This window comes from Serratia sp. JUb9 (genome assembly GCF_014298095.1).
GTDB classification, from domain to species: domain Bacteria; phylum Pseudomonadota; class Gammaproteobacteria; order Enterobacterales; family Enterobacteriaceae; genus Serratia_B; species Serratia_B rhizosphaerae.
In genome coordinates this window covers 3,715,685-3,731,307 of record NZ_CP060416.1, presented here as the reverse complement: position 1 = coordinate 3,731,307, position 15,623 = coordinate 3,715,685, and the positions used below count along the sequence as shown (strand labels likewise).

Here is a 15,623-nt window from a genome sequence, read left to right as displayed (position 1 = left end):
TATGCCCGTAATTTAGATATATCTAACCACGATATTTTCCTTGCCGATTTAGATATATCGATCTAGATTAGATATATCGGACTTGATTCGATATATCTAAAAAACCTGAGAGGTAAGCATTATGTTTCATCGATTCCGTTCGGATCGCTTCTGCGATCGTCATGGTGAAATGCATGAACGCCACTTCCACCATCATCGCGCCGGGCGTCATGCGATGGGCGGCCACGGCAGTAAACTGCACCGCCTGTTTGAACACGGCGAACTGCGTATGGTGCTGCTGGCGCTGGTTGAGCGCAAACCGAGCCACGGCTATGAATTAATCAAGGCGATTGAAGAGGCCTCCTCCGGCCTGTATGTGCCAAGCCCCGGCGTGATCTATCCGACGCTGACGCTGCTGGAAGAACAGGATTTCCTGGAAGCGGAAACCTCAGGCAAAGGGCGCAAGAACTACCGGATCACGGATGCCGGCAGAGCGGAACTGGCGCAGCATCAGACCACGGTAGACGTGATTTTCGCCCGCCTGGCCGGTGCCGGCCTTCGCCGCGAAGGGAATCTGGCGGAAGGCATTGCCGACACCATGCATCGTCTGAGGTGCGTGCTGCGCGGCAATATGATGCGCGCCGATCTGACCCAGGAGCAGGTTGAGCGTATTAACCAGGCGCTGCTTGAAGCGCTCGGCCGTATTGAGGCCGAAGTGGCCACACATGACAATGCAGAGGAGCAAGCCTGATGCCGGGACACCGTTTTCGTATTACCGTTGAGGCGCTGAGCGACCGTAAAGGCGCGCCGGTAGAAAAGACGCCGCTGGTGTTTGAAGTGGAAAATCATGACGACATTCTGGAGATTGTCGAACGCATCCAGGGGCGGGAGGATTTGGCCTTCGGCAAGGAAAAAAGCGCCGCCTTTGCCGTCGGGTTGAAACTGTTTTCCGAGGTGATGATCGAAAACCGTAAACATGCGGTGTTTGCGCCGCTGCGCGACGCATTCAAAGCGTTTATGGTCGGTCTAAAAAAAGGGCCGCAGGCGGGGGAATAGCCGGCTCAGGGCATAAAGCGGTAGCCGACGCCGGTTTCGGTTAGCAGATGCTTGGGGCGCGCCGGATCGGCCTCCAGCTTCTGCCGCAGATGCCCCATATAAATGCGCAGGTAATGGCTGTGTTCGACGTAGTTCGGCCCCCAGACGTGGCTGAGCAACTGGCGCTGGGTCAGCACCTTGCCGGCGTTGGCCAGCAGTTCGGCCAGCAGACGGAACTCAATCGGCGTCAGATGCAGCTCTTCGCCGCCGCGCGTGACCTGGCGGTTAAGCAGATCGACGCTGACGTCGGCAAAGCTGACCTGCGGGCTTTCCTGCTGGCTGCCGGCATGGCGGCGCAGCGCCACCCGCACCCGCGCCAGCAGCTCACCGATCCCGAAGGGTTTGCTGAGATAGTCGTCGGCGCCGGCGTCCAGCGCGGAGATTTTGTCCTCTTCCGCCAGGCGGGCGGACAGCACGATGATCGGGATGCTGCTCCACTGGCGCAGATCGCGGATAAAACTCAGCCCGTCGCCGTCGGGCAGCCCCAGATCGAGAATAATCAGGTCCGGCTTGCGCGTGCCGGCTTCAATCAGACCCCGCTGCAGCGTATCGCTTTCAAACACCCGCAGTCCTTCCGTCTCCAGCGCGCTGCGGACAAAGCGCCGGATCTCTTTCTCATCTTCCACGATCAGAATGTTAATCGGGGTCATGCTCAACATTGTCCTCGTTATAAATCGAAGTCTGCGCCGTCCATTTCCGGCATGCTTTCCAGCGGCAGCAGAAACTTGAAGCTGGCGCCGCCGTGGTTGCCGTTATCCGCCCAAATACGCCCGCCGTGCAGCTCGATAATGGCGCGACAGATCGCCAGCCCCAGACCGACGCCGGGAATGGCGGATTCTTTATCGCCGCGAGAGAATTTGTCGAAGATATGCTGCCTTTGCTCGGCGGGAATACCGGGGCCGTTATCCCAGATTTCCACCTCCAGCCACTCCGGCAAAGTGCGGGCGCGAATACCGATAATAGCATCCTGTCCGGCATATTTATCGGCATTTTCCAACAGGTTGGTGAATACACGCTCCAATAAACTACCATCGCAGTTGATCAGCACCATTTCATCGGGCAGCTCCACCTTGACCTCATGCTGGTTGAAGATCGGCTCCAGCATATGCAGCGACGCGCCGACGATCTCCTCCAGCGACTGCCACTCTTTGCGCAGGATAAAACCGCCGGACTGAATGCGCGCCATATCCAGCAGATTATTCACCAGCCGGGTGGTGCTCAACACCTGCTGGCGGATCTGGCTGGCCTGCGGGGCGTGCCGGGATCCTTCTGTCGCCAGGTCCAGCGTAAGAATTTCCGCCTGGCCGAACAGCACCGTCAGCGGCGTGCGCAGATCGTGCGACAGCGCTGCCAGCAGCGAGTTGCGCAGCTGCTCGCGTTCGGTATCCAGCCGCGCCTGCGCGGCGCTGCGCGCCAGTTGCTGACGCTCCAGCGCGCTGGCGATCAGCACGCTGAAGGTTTGCAGCAGCCGCTGCTGTTCCGGCACCATCAGCTGGCGCAGATTGTTCGGCTCGATCGCCAGCAGGCCGAAGGTGTGCTGCGAGGTTTTCAGCGGCAGCAGTTGGTAAGGCACGCCGGGCAGCGTATCGGTGCCCGCGCCGGCGGGCTGCCCTTTGTCATAGCTCCAGCGGGCGATGGCCTCATCCACCGACAGCAGACCGCCGTCCTGGCCGACCATTTGCCGCAGCTGGCCGTCTTCCTGCGGCAGCATCAGCACGGTTTTGGCGTGAAAACTGCTGGAAAGGAAGTGACGGCTGGTGCTGGCGACGTCTTCGGCGGTCAGCGCCTGGCTCAGGCCGTGCGACATTTCATACAGGTGTCGCGCCCGCTGTTCGCGGTAGCGCGCCACGCGCGCCTGATAACGCACGCCGGCGGTGAGGTTACCGATGGTGATACCGACGGTCAGCATCACCGCGAAGGTCAGCAGATACTGCACATCGCTGACGGCAAATGACCAGTGCGGCTGGACAAAGAACAGATCGAAACTGGCGACGTTAATCACCGCCGCCAGCACTGATGGCCAGCGGCCGAAAAACAGCGCGACAATCACCACGCCGAGCAGATACACCATCACCAGGTTGGCCTGATCGAATCCCGGCAGCAGCCATTGGGAGAGCAGGGTGATCAGCGCGCACAGCGCGAACGCCACCGCGCAGCCGCGTAGCTGCATGCGCCACTTATCGCTGAAGCTGCGGTTATCGGGTTCTTTCAGCACGCTCGGCGGGCGCTCATCCTCCAGCGCCACGATCACCAGATCGAGGTCTGGCCCTAACTGGCCGAGACGGTCGGCGAAACTGCTGCGGAACTTCCAGCGCTGTTCACCACGCCGGCCGATAATAATTTTACCCAGATTATGTTCACGGGCGTAACGCAGCACCGCGCGCTCTTCCGACGGTGCGGCTAGCGTGGCGGTCTGTGCGCCCAGTTCCTGCGCCAGACGCAGCGCGCGCAGAATGGCGCGCCGACGGCTTTCCGGCAGCCGGTGCAGCTTGGGGGTTTCCACATAGACCGCGTGCCAGTGGCAGCCGAGCCGCGCCGCCAGACGGGCGGCAATGCGCACCAGTTTTTCGCTGCCGCTGTTGTGGCCGACGCACAGCAAAATGCTGTCGCGGGTGTGCCAGACCTTCTCCTGTCCCTGGGTATCGCGGAAGGCGCGCATCTGGTCGTCCACCCGGTCGGCGGTGCGGCGCAGCGCCAGCTCGCGCAGGGCGATCAGGTTGCCTTTGCGGAAGAAGTGCTCAATGGCGCGCTCGGCGTGGCCGGGCAGGTAGACCTTGCCCTCATTCAGCCGCCGCTGCAGGTCGTCCGGCGGCAGGTCGACCAGCACCACTTCGGTGGCCTGATCGAAGACGTGGTCGGGCACGGTTTCGCGCACCCGCACGCCGGTAATGCCGCCGACTACGTCGTTCAGGCTTTCCAGGTGCTGTACGTTGACGGTGGTCAGTACGTCGATGCCGGCATCCAGCAGCTCCTCCACATCCTGCCAGCGTTTGGGGTGACGCGAGCCGTGGGCGTTGCTGTGGGCCAGTTCATCCATCAGGATCAGCGCCGGATGGCGCGCCAGCGCGGCATCCAGATCGAACTCACGCACCACGCGGCCGCGGTGCTGAATCCGTTTTTGCGGCAGCACGCTCAGCCCGTCCAGCAGCGCGGCGGTCTCATTGCGGCCGTGGGTCTCCACCACCCCGATCAGAACGTCAAGGCCCAGAGCGCGTTGCCTCTGGGCTTCTTGCAGCATGGCGTAGGTTTTACCGACGCCGGCGCAGGCGCCGAAAAATACTTTCAGACGGCCGCGAGGTTTTTCGTTGGCGACCGCCAGCAGGCTGTCCGGATCGGGGCGCTGCTGTTCATCATCAACCATGAAAACTCCTTGTCTGGCAACGCAAAATGGGTTCGCCGCGGCGAACCCGTACAGAAAGGGACATGCCTGTCGCGTTTATTACAGCGCGTCCAGCGCCATATTCAACTGCAGCACGTTGACCGTGGTCGTGCCGAGAAAGCCCGGCGCGGGTCGTTCGCTGTGTTCGGCGATTAACCGCGCCACCCGGGCCGGCGGCAGATGGCGGGCGGCGGCGATGCGGGCCAGCTGGTACTGCGCGGCGGCGACGGAGATCTGCGGGTCGAGGCCGCTGCCGGAGGCGGTCAGCAGGTCGACCGGGATCGGGCCGCGCATGGTCGGGTTGGCCTGACGCAGCAGGGCGGCCCGCTCGGCGAAGGCGTTATCCAGCGCCGGGTTTGACGCCGCCAGATTGCTGCCGCCTGACGCTTCGGCATTATAGGCCGAATCGGCGGTGGCGGAAGGGCGGCCCCAGAAATAGCGCGGCTGGGTAAAATTCTGGCCGATCAGCGCCGAACCGGCCAGTTTGTCGCCATGGTACAGCAGCGAGCCGTTGGCCTGCTGGGAAAATAGCAGCTGCGCCAGGCCGGTGGTCAGCAGCGGATAGGCGATACCGGTGAGCAGCGTCAGCAAAATCAGCATCACCAGCGCAGGACGTAAATAAGACATGGTGTTTCTCCTTAACGGTTAACCGGCGATATGCAGCAGCGTCAGCAGCAGGTCAATCAGCTTAATGCCGACGAACGGCACCAGCAGGCCGCCCAGCCCGTACAGCCACAGGTTGCGGCGCAGCAGCGCCGCCGCGCTCATGGCTTTGTAGCTGACGCCTTTAAGCGCCAGCGGGATCAGGAACACAATCACCAGCGCGTTGAAAATCACCGCCGACATAATGGCCGACGACGGCGAATGCAGATGCATAATATTCAGCGCGTTCAGCTGCGGGTAAGTGGCGGCAAAGGCGGCCGGAATAATGGCGAAATATTTCGCCACGTCGTTGGCGATGCTGAAGGTGGTCAGAGAGCCGCGCGTCATCAGCATCTGTTTGCCGATATGCACCACCTCAATCAGCTTGGTCGGGTTGGAGTCCAGATCGACCATATTACCGGCCTCTTTCGCCGCCTGAGTGCCGGAGTTCATCGCCACCGCCACGTCGGCCTGCGCCAGCGCTGGCGCATCGTTGGTGCCGTCGCCGGTCATCGCCACCAGCCGGCCTTCCGCCTGATACTGGCGGATCAGCGCCAGTTTGGCTTCCGGCGTTGCTTCGGCCAGGAAATCGTCCACCCCAGCCTCGGCGGCGATGGCGGCGGCGGTCAGCCGGTTGTCGCCGGTGATCATCACCGTTTTGATCCCCATGCGACGCAGTTCGGTAAAGCGTTCTTTGATGCCGCCTTTGACGATGTCCTTCAGAGCCACCACGCCCAGCACCCGCGCGTCTTCCGCCACCACCAGCGGCGTGCCGCCGGTGTGCGCCACGCCTTCCACCAGCGCGTCGATCTCCGGCGGGAAATGGCCGTTGTTGGATTCCACGTGGCGGCGGATGGCGTCTACCGCGCCTTTGCGGATAACCCGCTGCTGTACATTGACGCCGCTCATGCGGGTCTGCGCCGAGAAGGGCACAAAGGTGGCATTGAGCGTCTGTAAATCACGTTCGCGCAGGTTGAAGCGCTGTTTTGCCAGCACCACGATGCTGCGGCCTTCCGGCGTTTCGTCCGCCAGCGATGACAGCTGCGCGGCGTCCGCCAGTTGTTGCTCTTCGATGCCTGGAGCGGGCAGAAACTCGGAGGCCTGACGGTTGCCGAGGGTGATGGTGCCGGTTTTGTCCAGCAGCAGCACGTCCACGTCGCCGGCGGCCTCCACCGCCCGGCCGCTGGTGGCGATCACATTGGCGCCGAGCATGCGGCTCATGCCCGCCACGCCAATCGCCGACAGCAAACCGCCGATGGTGGTGGGGATCAGGCAGACCAGCAGCGCCACCAGCACGGTGATGGTGACCACCGCGCCGCTGCCGGCGGCGGTGACGCTGTAGTGTGAGAACGGCAGCAGGGTAGCGGTTGCCAGCACGAAGACGATGGTCAGCGCTACCAGCAAAATGGTCAGCGCCACCTCATTCGGCGTTTTACGTCGTTTGGCGCCTTCGACCATGGCGATCATCCGGTCGAGGAAGGTTTCCCCCGGGTTGACGCTGCACTGGACGATCAGCCAGTCGGACAGCACGCGGGTGCCGCCGGTGACCGAGGAGAAGTCGCCGCCGGATTCGCGGATCACCGGCGCGGATTCGCCGGTGATGGCGCTTTCATCCACCGATGCGCCGCCTTCCAGCACTTCGCCGTCGCAGGGGATGGTGTCGCCGGCCTCCACCAGCACCACATCGCCTTTACGCAGGCTCTGCGCCGCAACTTTTTCCTGGGCCGCCTCGCGCTGCGGCTGCGCCAGTTTCTTGGCCCAGCTGGTTTTTTTGCTGCCTTTCAGGCTTTCCGCCTGAGCTTTGCTGCGGCCTTCCGCCAGCGCTTCGGCGAAGTTGGCGAACAGCACGGTAAACCACAGCCACAGCGCCACGCTGCCGGTAAAGGCGGCATCGCCGCTGCTATAGCCGGCCAGCATGCCCAGCCAGATCAGGGTGGTGAGCAGGCTGCCGAGGTATACCACGAACATCACCGGGTTACGCCATTGGGTGCGTGGGTTCAGCTTTTTCACGGCGTCCAGCAGCGCGTTACGCACCAGCGCCGGTTCAAATAGCGCGCGTTGTTTGCGAGTCATAACTATTTCTCTCTAAGAAGCCGTTAATGGGCCAGCCAAATGTGTAAATGCTCGGCCACCGGGCCCAGCGCCAGCGCAGGGATAAAGGTCAGGGCGCCGACCAACAGCACGGTGCCGATCAGCAAACCGACAAACAGCGGCCCGTAGGTTGGCAGAGTGCCGTTCCCCGCCGGCTGACGTTTTTTGGCGCACAGTGAACCGGCTATCGCCAGCACCGGCAGAATCACGCCGAAGCGGCCGACCAGCATGGCGAAGGCCAGCAGCAGGTTATAGAACGGGGTGTTGACGCTCAGCCCGGCGAAGGCGCTGCCGTTGTTATTGGCCGCAGAGGAGAAGGCGTACAGCACTTCGCTCAGCCCGTGGGCGCCGGGGTTGAGAATGCCGCTGCGCCCGGCAGCGGTTGCCAGCGCCAGTGCGCTGCCCAACAGCACCAGCGTCGGCGTCACCAGAATCGCCAGCGCGGTCATTTTCATCTCATAGACGTCGATCTTTTTCCCCAGGTACTCCGGCGTGCGACCGATCATCAGGCCGGCGATAAACACCGTCAGCAGGACGAACAGCAGCATGCCGTACAGCCCGGAGCCCACGCCGCCGAACACCACTTCACCGATTTGCATCAGCCACATCGGCACCATGCCGCCCAGCGCGGTAAAGGAATCATGCATAGCGTTGACCGCACCGCAGGAGGCGGCGGTGGTGACTACCGAGAACAGGCTGCTGGCGAGGATGCCAAAGCGCGACTCTTTGCCTTCCATATTGATAATGCTGTCGGCGCCGGCGGCGCTCAGGTGCGGATTGCCTGCCAGTTCGGCGTACATCACCACCACCACCGCGACGACGAAAATCAGCGACATCGCCCATAGCAGCGTATGGCCCTGACGGTTTTCACCGGCGGCCTGGCCGAAGGCGAAGCACAGCGCGCTGGGGATCAGGAAGATCGCCAGCATCTGCACCATATTGCTCAGCGCTGTGGGGTTTTCGAACGGGTGCGCCGAGTTGGCGCCAAAGAAACCGCCGCCGTTGGTGCCGAGCATTTTGATCGCTTCCTGAGACGCCACTGGCCCCATCGGCAATACCTGCTGACCGCCTTCCAGCGTGGTCAGATGCAGATAGGGCGACAGGTTCTGCAGCACGCCCTGGCTGACAAAAAACAGCGCGATGAGCAGCGAAAGCGGCAGCAGCACGTACAGCGTAATACGCCAGATATCCAGCCAGGCGTTGCCGATGGTGGCGCTGGAACGGCGGCTGAACGCGCGGATCAGCGCAAACGCGACGGCGATGCCGCTGGCGGCGGACAGAAAGTTCTGTACCGTCAGGCCGGCCATCTGGCTGAGATAGCTCAGGGTGTTTTCACCGCTGTAGGCCTGCCAGTTGGTATTGGTGACGAAGCTGACGGCGGTGTTCAGCGCCAGATGCCAGGACATCCCCGGGAAGCCCTGCGGGTTGAGCGGCAGCGCGCCTTGCCCCATCAGCAGCGTCATCAGCAGGATGATGCCGAGCAGGTTGAAGAGCAGAATCGCCAGCGCATACTGGCGCCAGTTCATCTCCTCCCCGCGGCTACCGCTGCAGCCGCGGATAAACTGTTCGCTGTGACGCAGCACGGGCAGCGGCTCGCCTTCAATCAGGCGTGCCAAAAAATAGCCCAGCGGGCGTGACAGAAGCAGCAGAACCAGCAGGAAGCTGGCGATAAACAGAAAGGCTGACGCAGCCATCAGAACTCCTCCGCGTTGAACAGGGCGTAAACCAGATAGCCCAACAGCAGCAGAACCAACAGCGTGCCGGCGATAACGCTGATACTCACGGGACACCTCCACAGGTGACGATTTTTGATAGCGGCAGTGTAGGAAGGCGGATAGAAAGAAGATGAAAAAATCGCGTTGCAGGCTGTAAAAAAAGTATAAAAACGTCTGAATAATCGGCGCTTTTGCGGCATAGGGCGGGTCAGGAGAAGAGCGAGGCATCATTGTTGTGTCAGATAACCATAAGGTAACCAATGTTTAGTTAATAATTAACCATCCTGTAACAAACTTTCAGTATAAAGAGCAATATGCGCTTTTTTCGTGTAATTTAGTGGTCGGATGAGTAGTAAATTTTCATCAGGTGCGCTAAAATTTTGCGCAGTTACCAAATCATCCGTTTATCTGTTTTTACGTCGTCGCTGTGCCTGACGCTATGCAGCCGGCGTGTTTTAAGGAGGTTCGCATGTCTACTTATCAAGCTTATCCATTGCATCGGATTCTCCTGCGCCGCGGCGCAGTGATCCTGGCTGGCGTGCTGGCTCTGCCGGTGATGCTGTTCCGCTCCGATCGCGCGCGTTTTTACAGCTATCTGCACCGCGTCTGGTCAAAAACCAGCGATAAGCCGGTCTGGCTGCAACAGGCGGAGCTGGCGTCCGGCGATTTTTACTAAGCCGCGCTTTTCCCCTGCAACCCTCGCCTTGGCGAGGGTTTTTTTATGTCCGCAGCCGGCAGGCGTCATCGTCTTAACCGCCGAATTCTTCTATACTTTTAGTATTGTTTAACGCAGCGGTAACCGCTCGTTCGGTTGTTGTGCCGTCCGGCGTCGCGCGTAATTGATGGCATCGATAGAAGGATGGTTATGACCACCCATTTGGTCTGGCTGCGCAATGATTTGCGCATCACGGACAACAAGGCATTGCACGCCGCCTGCAGCGATCCGCAGGCGCAGGTGGTGGCGCTGTTTATCGCCACGCCGCAACAGTGGCGGCAGCACGAGATGGCGCCGCGGCAGGCGGCTTTTATTTACGCCAACCTGCTGCCGCTACAGTCGCAGCTGGCGCAGCGCGGTATTCCGCTGGTGGTGCATCAGTGCGATGATTTTGCCGACTCGGTGCGCTGGCTTACGGACTATTGCCGCACCACCGGCGTCGATGCGCTGTTTTACAACCGGCAGTATGAACTGAATGAGCGGCGGCGTGACCGGCAGGTTGAAACCGCGCTGGCGGATACGCTGACCTGTCACGCGTTTGATGACGCGCTGTTGCTGCCGCCGGGCAGCGTGCAGACCGGCAACGGTGAGATGTATCAGGTTTATACGCCGTTTCGTAAGGCGTTTTTGCAGCGTCTGTACAGCGCCGATGTACGCTCCCTGCCGGCGCCAGCGGTGCGTGCGAGCGGTGCGATTGCGCCGCCGGCGGCGCCGGTTCCGTTTGTTGATCCTGATGCCGCATGGGATGCGGCGGCATTCCCGCCGGGTGAGGAACACGCCTTGCGCCGGCTGCGCACTTTTTGCCGCGAGCAGGTGCAGGACTACCGACAGCAGCGCGACTTTCCGGCGCTGGACGCCACCAGCGGCCTGTCACCGTATCTGGCGATAGGCGTGTTATCGCCGCGTCAGTGCGTCAATCGCCTGCGGCTGACCTGTCCTGACCTGCTGGAGCAGCCGGACGGTGGCGCGTTTACCTGGCTGAATGAGTTAATCTGGCGTGAATTTTACCGCCATCTGCTGGTGGCTTATCCGGCCCTGTGCCGCCATCGCCCCTTTATCGGCTGGACGGACGCCGTTCGCTGGAATCCGGACGCCGGGGCGCTACAGGCTTGGCAGCAGGGGCGCACCGGCTACCCGATTGTCGATGCGGCCATGCGGCAACTGAATAACACCGGATGGATGCATAACCGTTTACGGATGATCGTGGCCAGTTTTCTGGTGAAGGATCTGCTGATCGACTGGCGAGCCGGCGAGCGCTATTTTATGCGCCAGCTGCTGGATGGTGATTTCGCCGCCAATAACGGCGGCTGGCAGTGGGCGGCGTCGACCGGTACCGACGCGGCGCCTTATTTTCGCATCTTTAATCCGACGATGCAGGGCGAACGTTTTGATCCGCAAGGCGCTTTTATCCGTAAATGGTTGCCCGAACTGGCGGATGTACCGGACAATGAACTTCATCATCCCCACCGTTGGGCGGAAAAGCAGGGTATTGCGCTGGCGTATCCGCCGCCGATTGTCGATCACCGCCAGGCGCGGCTGACGACGCTGGCGGCGTTTGAGGCGGCGAAACGCGGAGGGGATTAACGGTCACCGCAAGGAGCAAGCTTATGTTGAAGAAAATACTGGCCGTCTGTCTGAGCGGCTATTCGGCGCTGGCGCTGGCCGGGTTTGATGTGGTGGCGCTGGGCGTCGACGGCGGCGTCAGCGACGGCAACCTGACCTCTTATCTTATCCGCAGCGACAGTCAGACGCAGTACGTGGCATTGGACGCCGGCTCGCTGCTGCCCGGCATCGGCAAGGGGTTGGAAAAAGGCAGTTTTCCGCAGGTGACGCCGGAAGCGGCGGCGCCATATACGCCGCAGGGCCATATTTTCCGGCGGCTGATTGGCGCCTATTTTATCAGCCATGCGCATCTGGACCATCTGGCCGGGCTGATTATCGCGTCGCCGGAAGATGGTAAAAAAACGGTGTATGCCTCGAATGACACGGTACTGACGCTGCGCAACCACTATTTCAACTGGAAGAGCTGGCCGAACTTCAGCGACTCCGGCAACGGCCAGCGCCTTGGCACCTACCGGCTGCAGCCGGTGCGTGAACAGCAGCGCTTCACCTTCGGCACCACCGGGCTGAGCGGGGTGATGTATCCGCTCAGCCATGCGGGTTATCACTCTTCGATGGTGCTGCTTGCCGATCGCACGGGCGCTTTCGCCTACTTTGGCGATACCGGGCCGGACGCGCTGGAACAGTCGCGCCAGCTGGACAGCGTCTGGCGGGCGCTGGGGCCGCTGGTCGCCAGTAAAAAGCTGAAGGGCATGATTATTGAAACCTCTTACCCCAATGAGGTGTCAGACAGCAAACTCTATGGCCATCTCACCCCGGCCTGGCTGCTGAAGGAGCTGAAAAATCTGCAAAAATACAGCGGTGGCGACGGTTCGCTGGCGGGACTGCCGATCGTTATCAGCCACATTAAACCGAGCCTGCAGCAGGGCGAAGACCGGCGTGCGATGATTCAGCAACAGCTGGAGCAGGCCAACGATCTGGGTGTTAAATTTATTTTTATGGCGCAGGGCGATCGCCAACAGTTTTAACGTCGCTCCCCATTGTCCGGGACTGCCGGCGTTGGGACCCACGCACTATGTTGAAGAGAGATGAGTATGCATAACCTCGATCTGGAAAGCTTGATAAACAATGTACTTAACAGCGCCGCGTTTCAGGACTATGCGCCAAATGGCCTGCAGGTCGAAGGACGGGAAAACGTACAGCGCGTCGTCACCGGCGTGACCGCCTGCCAGGCATTGCTGGATGCGGCCGTGGAACACCAGGCCGACGCCATTTTGGTGCATCACGGCTATTTCTGGAAGAACGAGGCGCCGGTGGTGCGCGGTATGAAACGTAACCGGCTGAAGACGCTGCTGGGCAATGATATCAATCTGTACGGCTACCACCTGCCGCTGGATGCGCATCCGCTGCTGGGCAATAACGCCCAACTGGCGCAGCTGTTGGATATCCGCGTGCTCGGTGAGGTTGAGCCGTTGGTGCCGCATGGCGAATTTGAACAGCCGCTCAGCGGCGCAGAGCTGCAGCAGCGTCTTGAAGCGCGTCTGGGACGTCCGGTTCTGCACTGCGGCGACAATGCGCCGGCGGAAATCCGTCGCGTTGCCTGGTGCACCGGCGGCGGTCAGGGCTTTATCGACAGCGCCGCGCGTTTTGGCGTCGACGCCTTTATCAGCGGTGAAGTCTCCGAACAGACCATTCATAGCGCGCGTGAAATGGGCATTCACTTTTTCGCTGCCGGGCATCACGCCACCGAGCGCGGCGGCGTCAAGGCGCTGGGCGAGTGGCTGGCCGAACATCATGGCCTTGATGTGACCTTTATCGATATCCCGAATCCCGCCTGATTTTCCCCCAGGGTTCAGCATGCTGAACCCTTTTCGTTTTTTATACCTTAAATAATTCGAGTTGCAGGAAGACGGCAAGGGAAGGAAACCCGATGAGCTGACTCAGGTCAGTGATTCGGGTGACTGAGCGCCGCCAACGCACCTGCAATTTGATGTATGACAGCTATATATCCTTATTTTTACAGGGGTTGTTGTGTTGACAGCCGGCCTGCGCTCGCGCATAACTGATACGTTTTGCAAACAATAATAAGGAGAGTAATGGTGCAACGAGCACAATATTACCTATTGGGTGAAAGGGCGATCGTGCTTGAATTGGCACCGCCGGTGACGCTGCCCAGTCAGCAGCGGATCTGGGCGTTGGCAGAAAAATTTGCCCATCACCCACATGTACAGGAAGTGGTGCCGGGTATGAATAACCTGACGCTGTTGCTACAGACGCCACAGGCGGATATCGCCGCGCTGCTGGAGTTGCTGCGGCAGGGTTGGGAGAGCAGTGAAACGCTGGTGCCGCAGGCGCGGGAAGTGGATATTCCGGTGATTTACGGCGGGGAGATGGGGCCGGATCTGGATGAGGTGGCGCGCCATACCGGCATGACGCCGCAGCAGGTGGTGGAGTGCCACGCCGCAGCGGCGTATGTGGTGTATTTCCTCGGTTTTCAGCCGGGTTTTCCTTATCTCGGCGGTATGCCGGAGCAGCTGACGGCGCCGCGCCGGGCGGAACCGCGCCTGAGCGTGCCCGCCGGTTCGGTCGGCATCGGCGGCAGCCAGACGGGCATCTACCCGCAGGCTGCGCCGGGCGGCTGGCAGCTGATCGGCCGTACGCCGCTGGCGCTGTTTAATCCGCAGGACACGCCGCCGACGCTGCTGCGTCCGGGAGACAGCGTGCGTTTTGTGCCGCAGCGGGAGGGCGTATGTTAAAAGTATTGCGTGCCGGCATCTATACCACGGTACAGGATCTGGGGCGAAACGGCTTCCGCAGCCTGGGCGTCAGCCAGGGCGGGGCGCTGGATGCGCCGGCGCTGAAAATCGCCAACCTGCTGGTGGGCAACCGTGCGGACAGCGCCGGGCTGGAGATTACGCTGGGGCAGTTCAGCGCTGAATTTACGCAGCCTGGCTGGATCGCGCTGACCGGCGCCGGCTGCGACGCGCTGCTGGACGGCAAACCGCTGTGGACCGGCTGGCGTTATCCGGTGAAAAAGGGCCAGCAGCTGGTGCTGCATAAGCCCAGACACGGCATGCGCAGCTATCTGGCGATCGCCGGCGGCATTGCGGTGCCGGAGGTGCTGGGGTCGCGTAGCACCGATCTGAGAACCGGTTTTGGCGGTCTGGCAGGACGAAAACTGCAGGACGGCGACCAATTGCCGCTGGGGGAGAGCGAGAACCTGCCGAGCAAGCCGTTCGGCGTCAAGCAGCTGCTGTTTAATAACCGCATTCGCGCGCTGCCGGGGCCGGAGTATCAGGAGTTCAGCGCGGCAGCACGGGAGGCGTTCTGGCGTACGGCGTGGCAGCTGAGCCCGCAGAGCAACCGCATGGGCTACCGCCTGCAGGGCAGCGCGGAGTTAACGCGCGCCACCGCGCGGGAAATGCTGTCGCACGGCCTGCAGCCGGGCGTGGTGCAGGTGCCGCATAACGGCCAGCCGATCGTCCTGATGGCGGATGCGCAGACCACCGGCGGCTACCCGCGCATTGCCTGTGTGATCGAAGCCGATCTCTATCATTTGGCGCAGATCCGTCTGGGGGAGCCGGTGCACTTTATTCCCTGTTCTCTGGAAGACGCGCAGCGCGCCAAAAAGGAGCAGGATCTGTTTATCCAACAAATTGCCTGGGGGCTACATGATCGTTGATTTAAATGCCGATCTGGGGGAAGGCTGCGTTAACGACCAGGCGCTGCTGCAACTGGTCAGCTCGGCCAATATCGCCTGCGGTTTCCACGCCGGCGACGCGCAGACCATGCGCCAGTCGGTGCGCTGGGCGTTGCAGTATGGCGTGGCGATTGGCGCGCATCCCAGCTTTCCCGACCGGGAAAACTTTGGCCGCACGCGTATGCAACTGCCGGCGGAAACCGTCTATGCGCAGGTGGTGTATCAGCTGGGGGCGCTGGCCGCGATCGCCCGGACGGAAGGCGGGGCGATGGTGCATGTGAAGCCGCACGGCATGCTGTACAACCAGGCGGCGGTGGAGCCGGCATTGGCGGACGCGATCGCCCGGGCGGTCAAGGATGTCGATCCGGCACTGCGGCTGGTAGGGCTGGCGGGCAGTGAGCTGATCCGCGCCGGGGAGCGCCTGGGGCTGACGACCCGGCAGGAAGTGTTTGCCGATCGCGGCTATCTGGCCGACGGCACGCTGGTGCCGCGCGGGCAAAGCGGGGCGCTGATTGAAGACGAACAGCAGGCGCTGCAACAAACGCTGGAAATGGTGCGCCATCATCGGGTGCGCAGCATTGACGGCAAATGGGCCGCGGTGCAGGCGGAAACCGTCTGTCTGCACGGCGACGGCGAGCATGCGCTGGAGTATGCCCGCAAACTGCGCGCCAGCTTTGCCGAACAGGGCATCAGCGTCAGCGCAGAATAACAATAAAAAACTAACACAACACAACAGCCCGCAGCCTT

Annotated in this window: 15 protein-coding genes; 9 read left to right on the top strand and 6 right to left on the bottom strand. The window is 61.4% G+C overall.

The window, feature by feature from the left end; genetic code table 11:
• The first annotated feature begins 121 nt into the window (after positions 1–121).
• Together HF675_RS17595 and HF675_RS17590 are read left to right on the top strand one after the other, a co-directional pair.
• Positions 122–730 (top strand): PadR family transcriptional regulator, encoded by a 609-nt coding sequence (locus HF675_RS17595; protein ID WP_105230137.1) that lies wholly within the window; start codon positions 122–124, stop codon positions 728–730.
• On the top strand, positions 730–1,035 hold the full coding sequence (locus HF675_RS17590; RefSeq protein ID WP_105230138.1) for a DUF3861 domain-containing protein: 306 nt from the start codon (positions 730–732) through the stop codon (positions 1,033–1,035). Before HF675_RS17595 ends, HF675_RS17590 begins: the two co-directional genes overlap by 1 nt.
• Before the next feature lie 5 nt (positions 1,036–1,040).
• Here HF675_RS17590 and kdpE read toward each other — a convergent pair whose 3' ends face one another.
• The 6 genes from kdpE to HF675_RS17560 all read right to left on the bottom strand — a co-directional run bounded on the left by kdpE (position 1,041) and on the right by HF675_RS17560 (position 8,969).
• A complete protein-coding gene (kdpE, locus tag HF675_RS17585) occupies positions 1,041–1,730 on the bottom strand; it encodes a two-component system response regulator KdpE (protein ID WP_105233227.1) in 690 nt (229 codons plus the stop codon).
• Between the two features lie 11 nt (positions 1,731–1,741).
• Complete coding sequence (kdpD, locus tag HF675_RS17580) at positions 1,742–4,435, bottom strand: two-component system sensor histidine kinase KdpD (RefSeq protein ID WP_105230139.1); 2,694 nt, start codon at positions 4,433–4,435, stop codon at positions 1,742–1,744.
• 78 nt (positions 4,436–4,513) lie between these two features.
• Positions 4,514–5,080 carry a potassium-transporting ATPase subunit KdpC gene (gene kdpC / locus HF675_RS17575; protein WP_187043512.1) on the bottom strand — a complete coding sequence of 189 codons (567 nt, stop codon included), beginning with the start codon at positions 5,078–5,080 and terminating at the stop codon, positions 4,514–4,516.
• Positions 5,081–5,098: 18 nt separating this feature from the next.
• The gene (gene kdpB / locus HF675_RS17570; RefSeq protein ID WP_187043511.1) at positions 5,099–7,168 is read right to left on the bottom strand and encodes a potassium-transporting ATPase subunit KdpB; all 2,070 of its coding nucleotides are present in this window, start codon (positions 7,166–7,168) and stop codon (positions 5,099–5,101) included.
• Positions 7,169–7,191: 23 nt separating this feature from the next.
• Positions 7,192–8,880 (bottom strand): potassium-transporting ATPase subunit KdpA, encoded by a 1,689-nt coding sequence (kdpA, locus tag HF675_RS17565; protein ID WP_187043510.1) that lies wholly within the window; start codon positions 8,878–8,880, stop codon positions 7,192–7,194.
• The gene (locus HF675_RS17560) at positions 8,880–8,969 is read right to left on the bottom strand and encodes a K(+)-transporting ATPase subunit F (RefSeq protein WP_105230143.1); all 90 of its coding nucleotides are present in this window, start codon (positions 8,967–8,969) and stop codon (positions 8,880–8,882) included. The genes kdpA and HF675_RS17560 overlap by 1 nt, the downstream gene beginning before the upstream one ends.
• 401 nt (positions 8,970–9,370) lie before the next feature.
• Here HF675_RS17560 and HF675_RS17555 point away from each other — a divergent pair, with 401 nt between their 5' ends.
• The 7 genes from HF675_RS17555 (at position 9,371) to pxpA (ending at position 15,585) form a co-directional block, all read left to right on the top strand.
• A complete protein-coding gene (locus tag HF675_RS17555; RefSeq protein WP_054305327.1) occupies positions 9,371–9,577 on the top strand; it encodes a YbfA family protein in 207 nt (68 codons plus the stop codon).
• Between the two features lie 189 nt (positions 9,578–9,766).
• Positions 9,767–11,200 (top strand): deoxyribodipyrimidine photo-lyase, encoded by a 1,434-nt coding sequence (gene phrB, locus HF675_RS17550; protein ID WP_187043509.1) that lies wholly within the window; start codon positions 9,767–9,769, stop codon positions 11,198–11,200.
• Between the two features lie 23 nt (positions 11,201–11,223).
• Entirely contained in the window at positions 11,224–12,204 is a 981-nt protein-coding gene (locus HF675_RS17545; RefSeq protein WP_105230145.1) for an MBL fold metallo-hydrolase, read from the top strand.
• A 66-nt stretch (positions 12,205–12,270) separates the two neighbouring features.
• Positions 12,271–13,014 (top strand): type 2 GTP cyclohydrolase I, encoded by a 744-nt coding sequence (locus tag HF675_RS17540; protein ID WP_105233228.1) that lies wholly within the window; start codon positions 12,271–12,273, stop codon positions 13,012–13,014.
• A gap of 261 nt (positions 13,015–13,275) precedes the next feature.
• Positions 13,276–13,932 (top strand): 5-oxoprolinase subunit PxpB, encoded by a 657-nt coding sequence (gene pxpB / locus HF675_RS17535; protein ID WP_187044765.1) that lies wholly within the window; start codon positions 13,276–13,278, stop codon positions 13,930–13,932.
• Positions 13,926–14,858, top strand: a complete 933-nt coding sequence (gene pxpC, locus HF675_RS17530) for a 5-oxoprolinase subunit PxpC (protein WP_187043508.1) — start codon at positions 13,926–13,928, stop codon at positions 14,856–14,858. Before pxpB ends, pxpC begins: the two co-directional genes overlap by 7 nt.
• A complete protein-coding gene (gene pxpA / locus HF675_RS17525) occupies positions 14,848–15,585 on the top strand; it encodes a 5-oxoprolinase subunit PxpA (RefSeq protein WP_187043507.1) in 738 nt (245 codons plus the stop codon). Before pxpC ends, pxpA begins: the two co-directional genes overlap by 11 nt.
• Positions 15,586–15,623: the final 38 nt, after the last annotated feature.

Bases quoted from the DNA above. Each gene is read 5' to 3' on its own strand.
- kdpB (WP_187043511.1), bottom strand. From the start codon at position 7,168: ATGACTCGCAAACAACGCGCGCTATTTGAACCGGCGCTGGTGCGTAAC.
- HF675_RS17540 (WP_105233228.1), top strand. From the start codon at position 12,271: ATGCATAACCTCGATCTGGAAAGCTTGATAAACAATGTACTTAACAGC.
- HF675_RS17545 (WP_105230145.1), top strand. From the start codon at position 11,224: ATGTTGAAGAAAATACTGGCCGTCTGTCTGAGCGGCTATTCGGCGCTG.
- phrB (WP_187043509.1), top strand. From the start codon at position 9,767: ATGACCACCCATTTGGTCTGGCTGCGCAATGATTTGCGCATCACGGAC.
- kdpC (WP_187043512.1), bottom strand. From the start codon at position 5,080: ATGTCTTATTTACGTCCTGCGCTGGTGATGCTGATTTTGCTGACGCTG.
- kdpA (WP_187043510.1), bottom strand. From the start codon at position 8,880: ATGGCTGCGTCAGCCTTTCTGTTTATCGCCAGCTTCCTGCTGGTTCTG.
- pxpA (WP_187043507.1), top strand. From the start codon at position 14,848: ATGATCGTTGATTTAAATGCCGATCTGGGGGAAGGCTGCGTTAACGAC.
- HF675_RS17555 (WP_054305327.1), top strand. From the start codon at position 9,371: ATGTCTACTTATCAAGCTTATCCATTGCATCGGATTCTCCTGCGCCGC.
- kdpD (WP_105230139.1), bottom strand. From the start codon at position 4,435: ATGGTTGATGATGAACAGCAGCGCCCCGATCCGGACAGCCTGCTGGCG.
- HF675_RS17595 (WP_105230137.1), top strand. From the start codon at position 122: ATGTTTCATCGATTCCGTTCGGATCGCTTCTGCGATCGTCATGGTGAA.
- pxpC (WP_187043508.1), top strand. From the start codon at position 13,926: ATGTTAAAAGTATTGCGTGCCGGCATCTATACCACGGTACAGGATCTG.
- HF675_RS17590 (WP_105230138.1), top strand. From the start codon at position 730: ATGCCGGGACACCGTTTTCGTATTACCGTTGAGGCGCTGAGCGACCGT.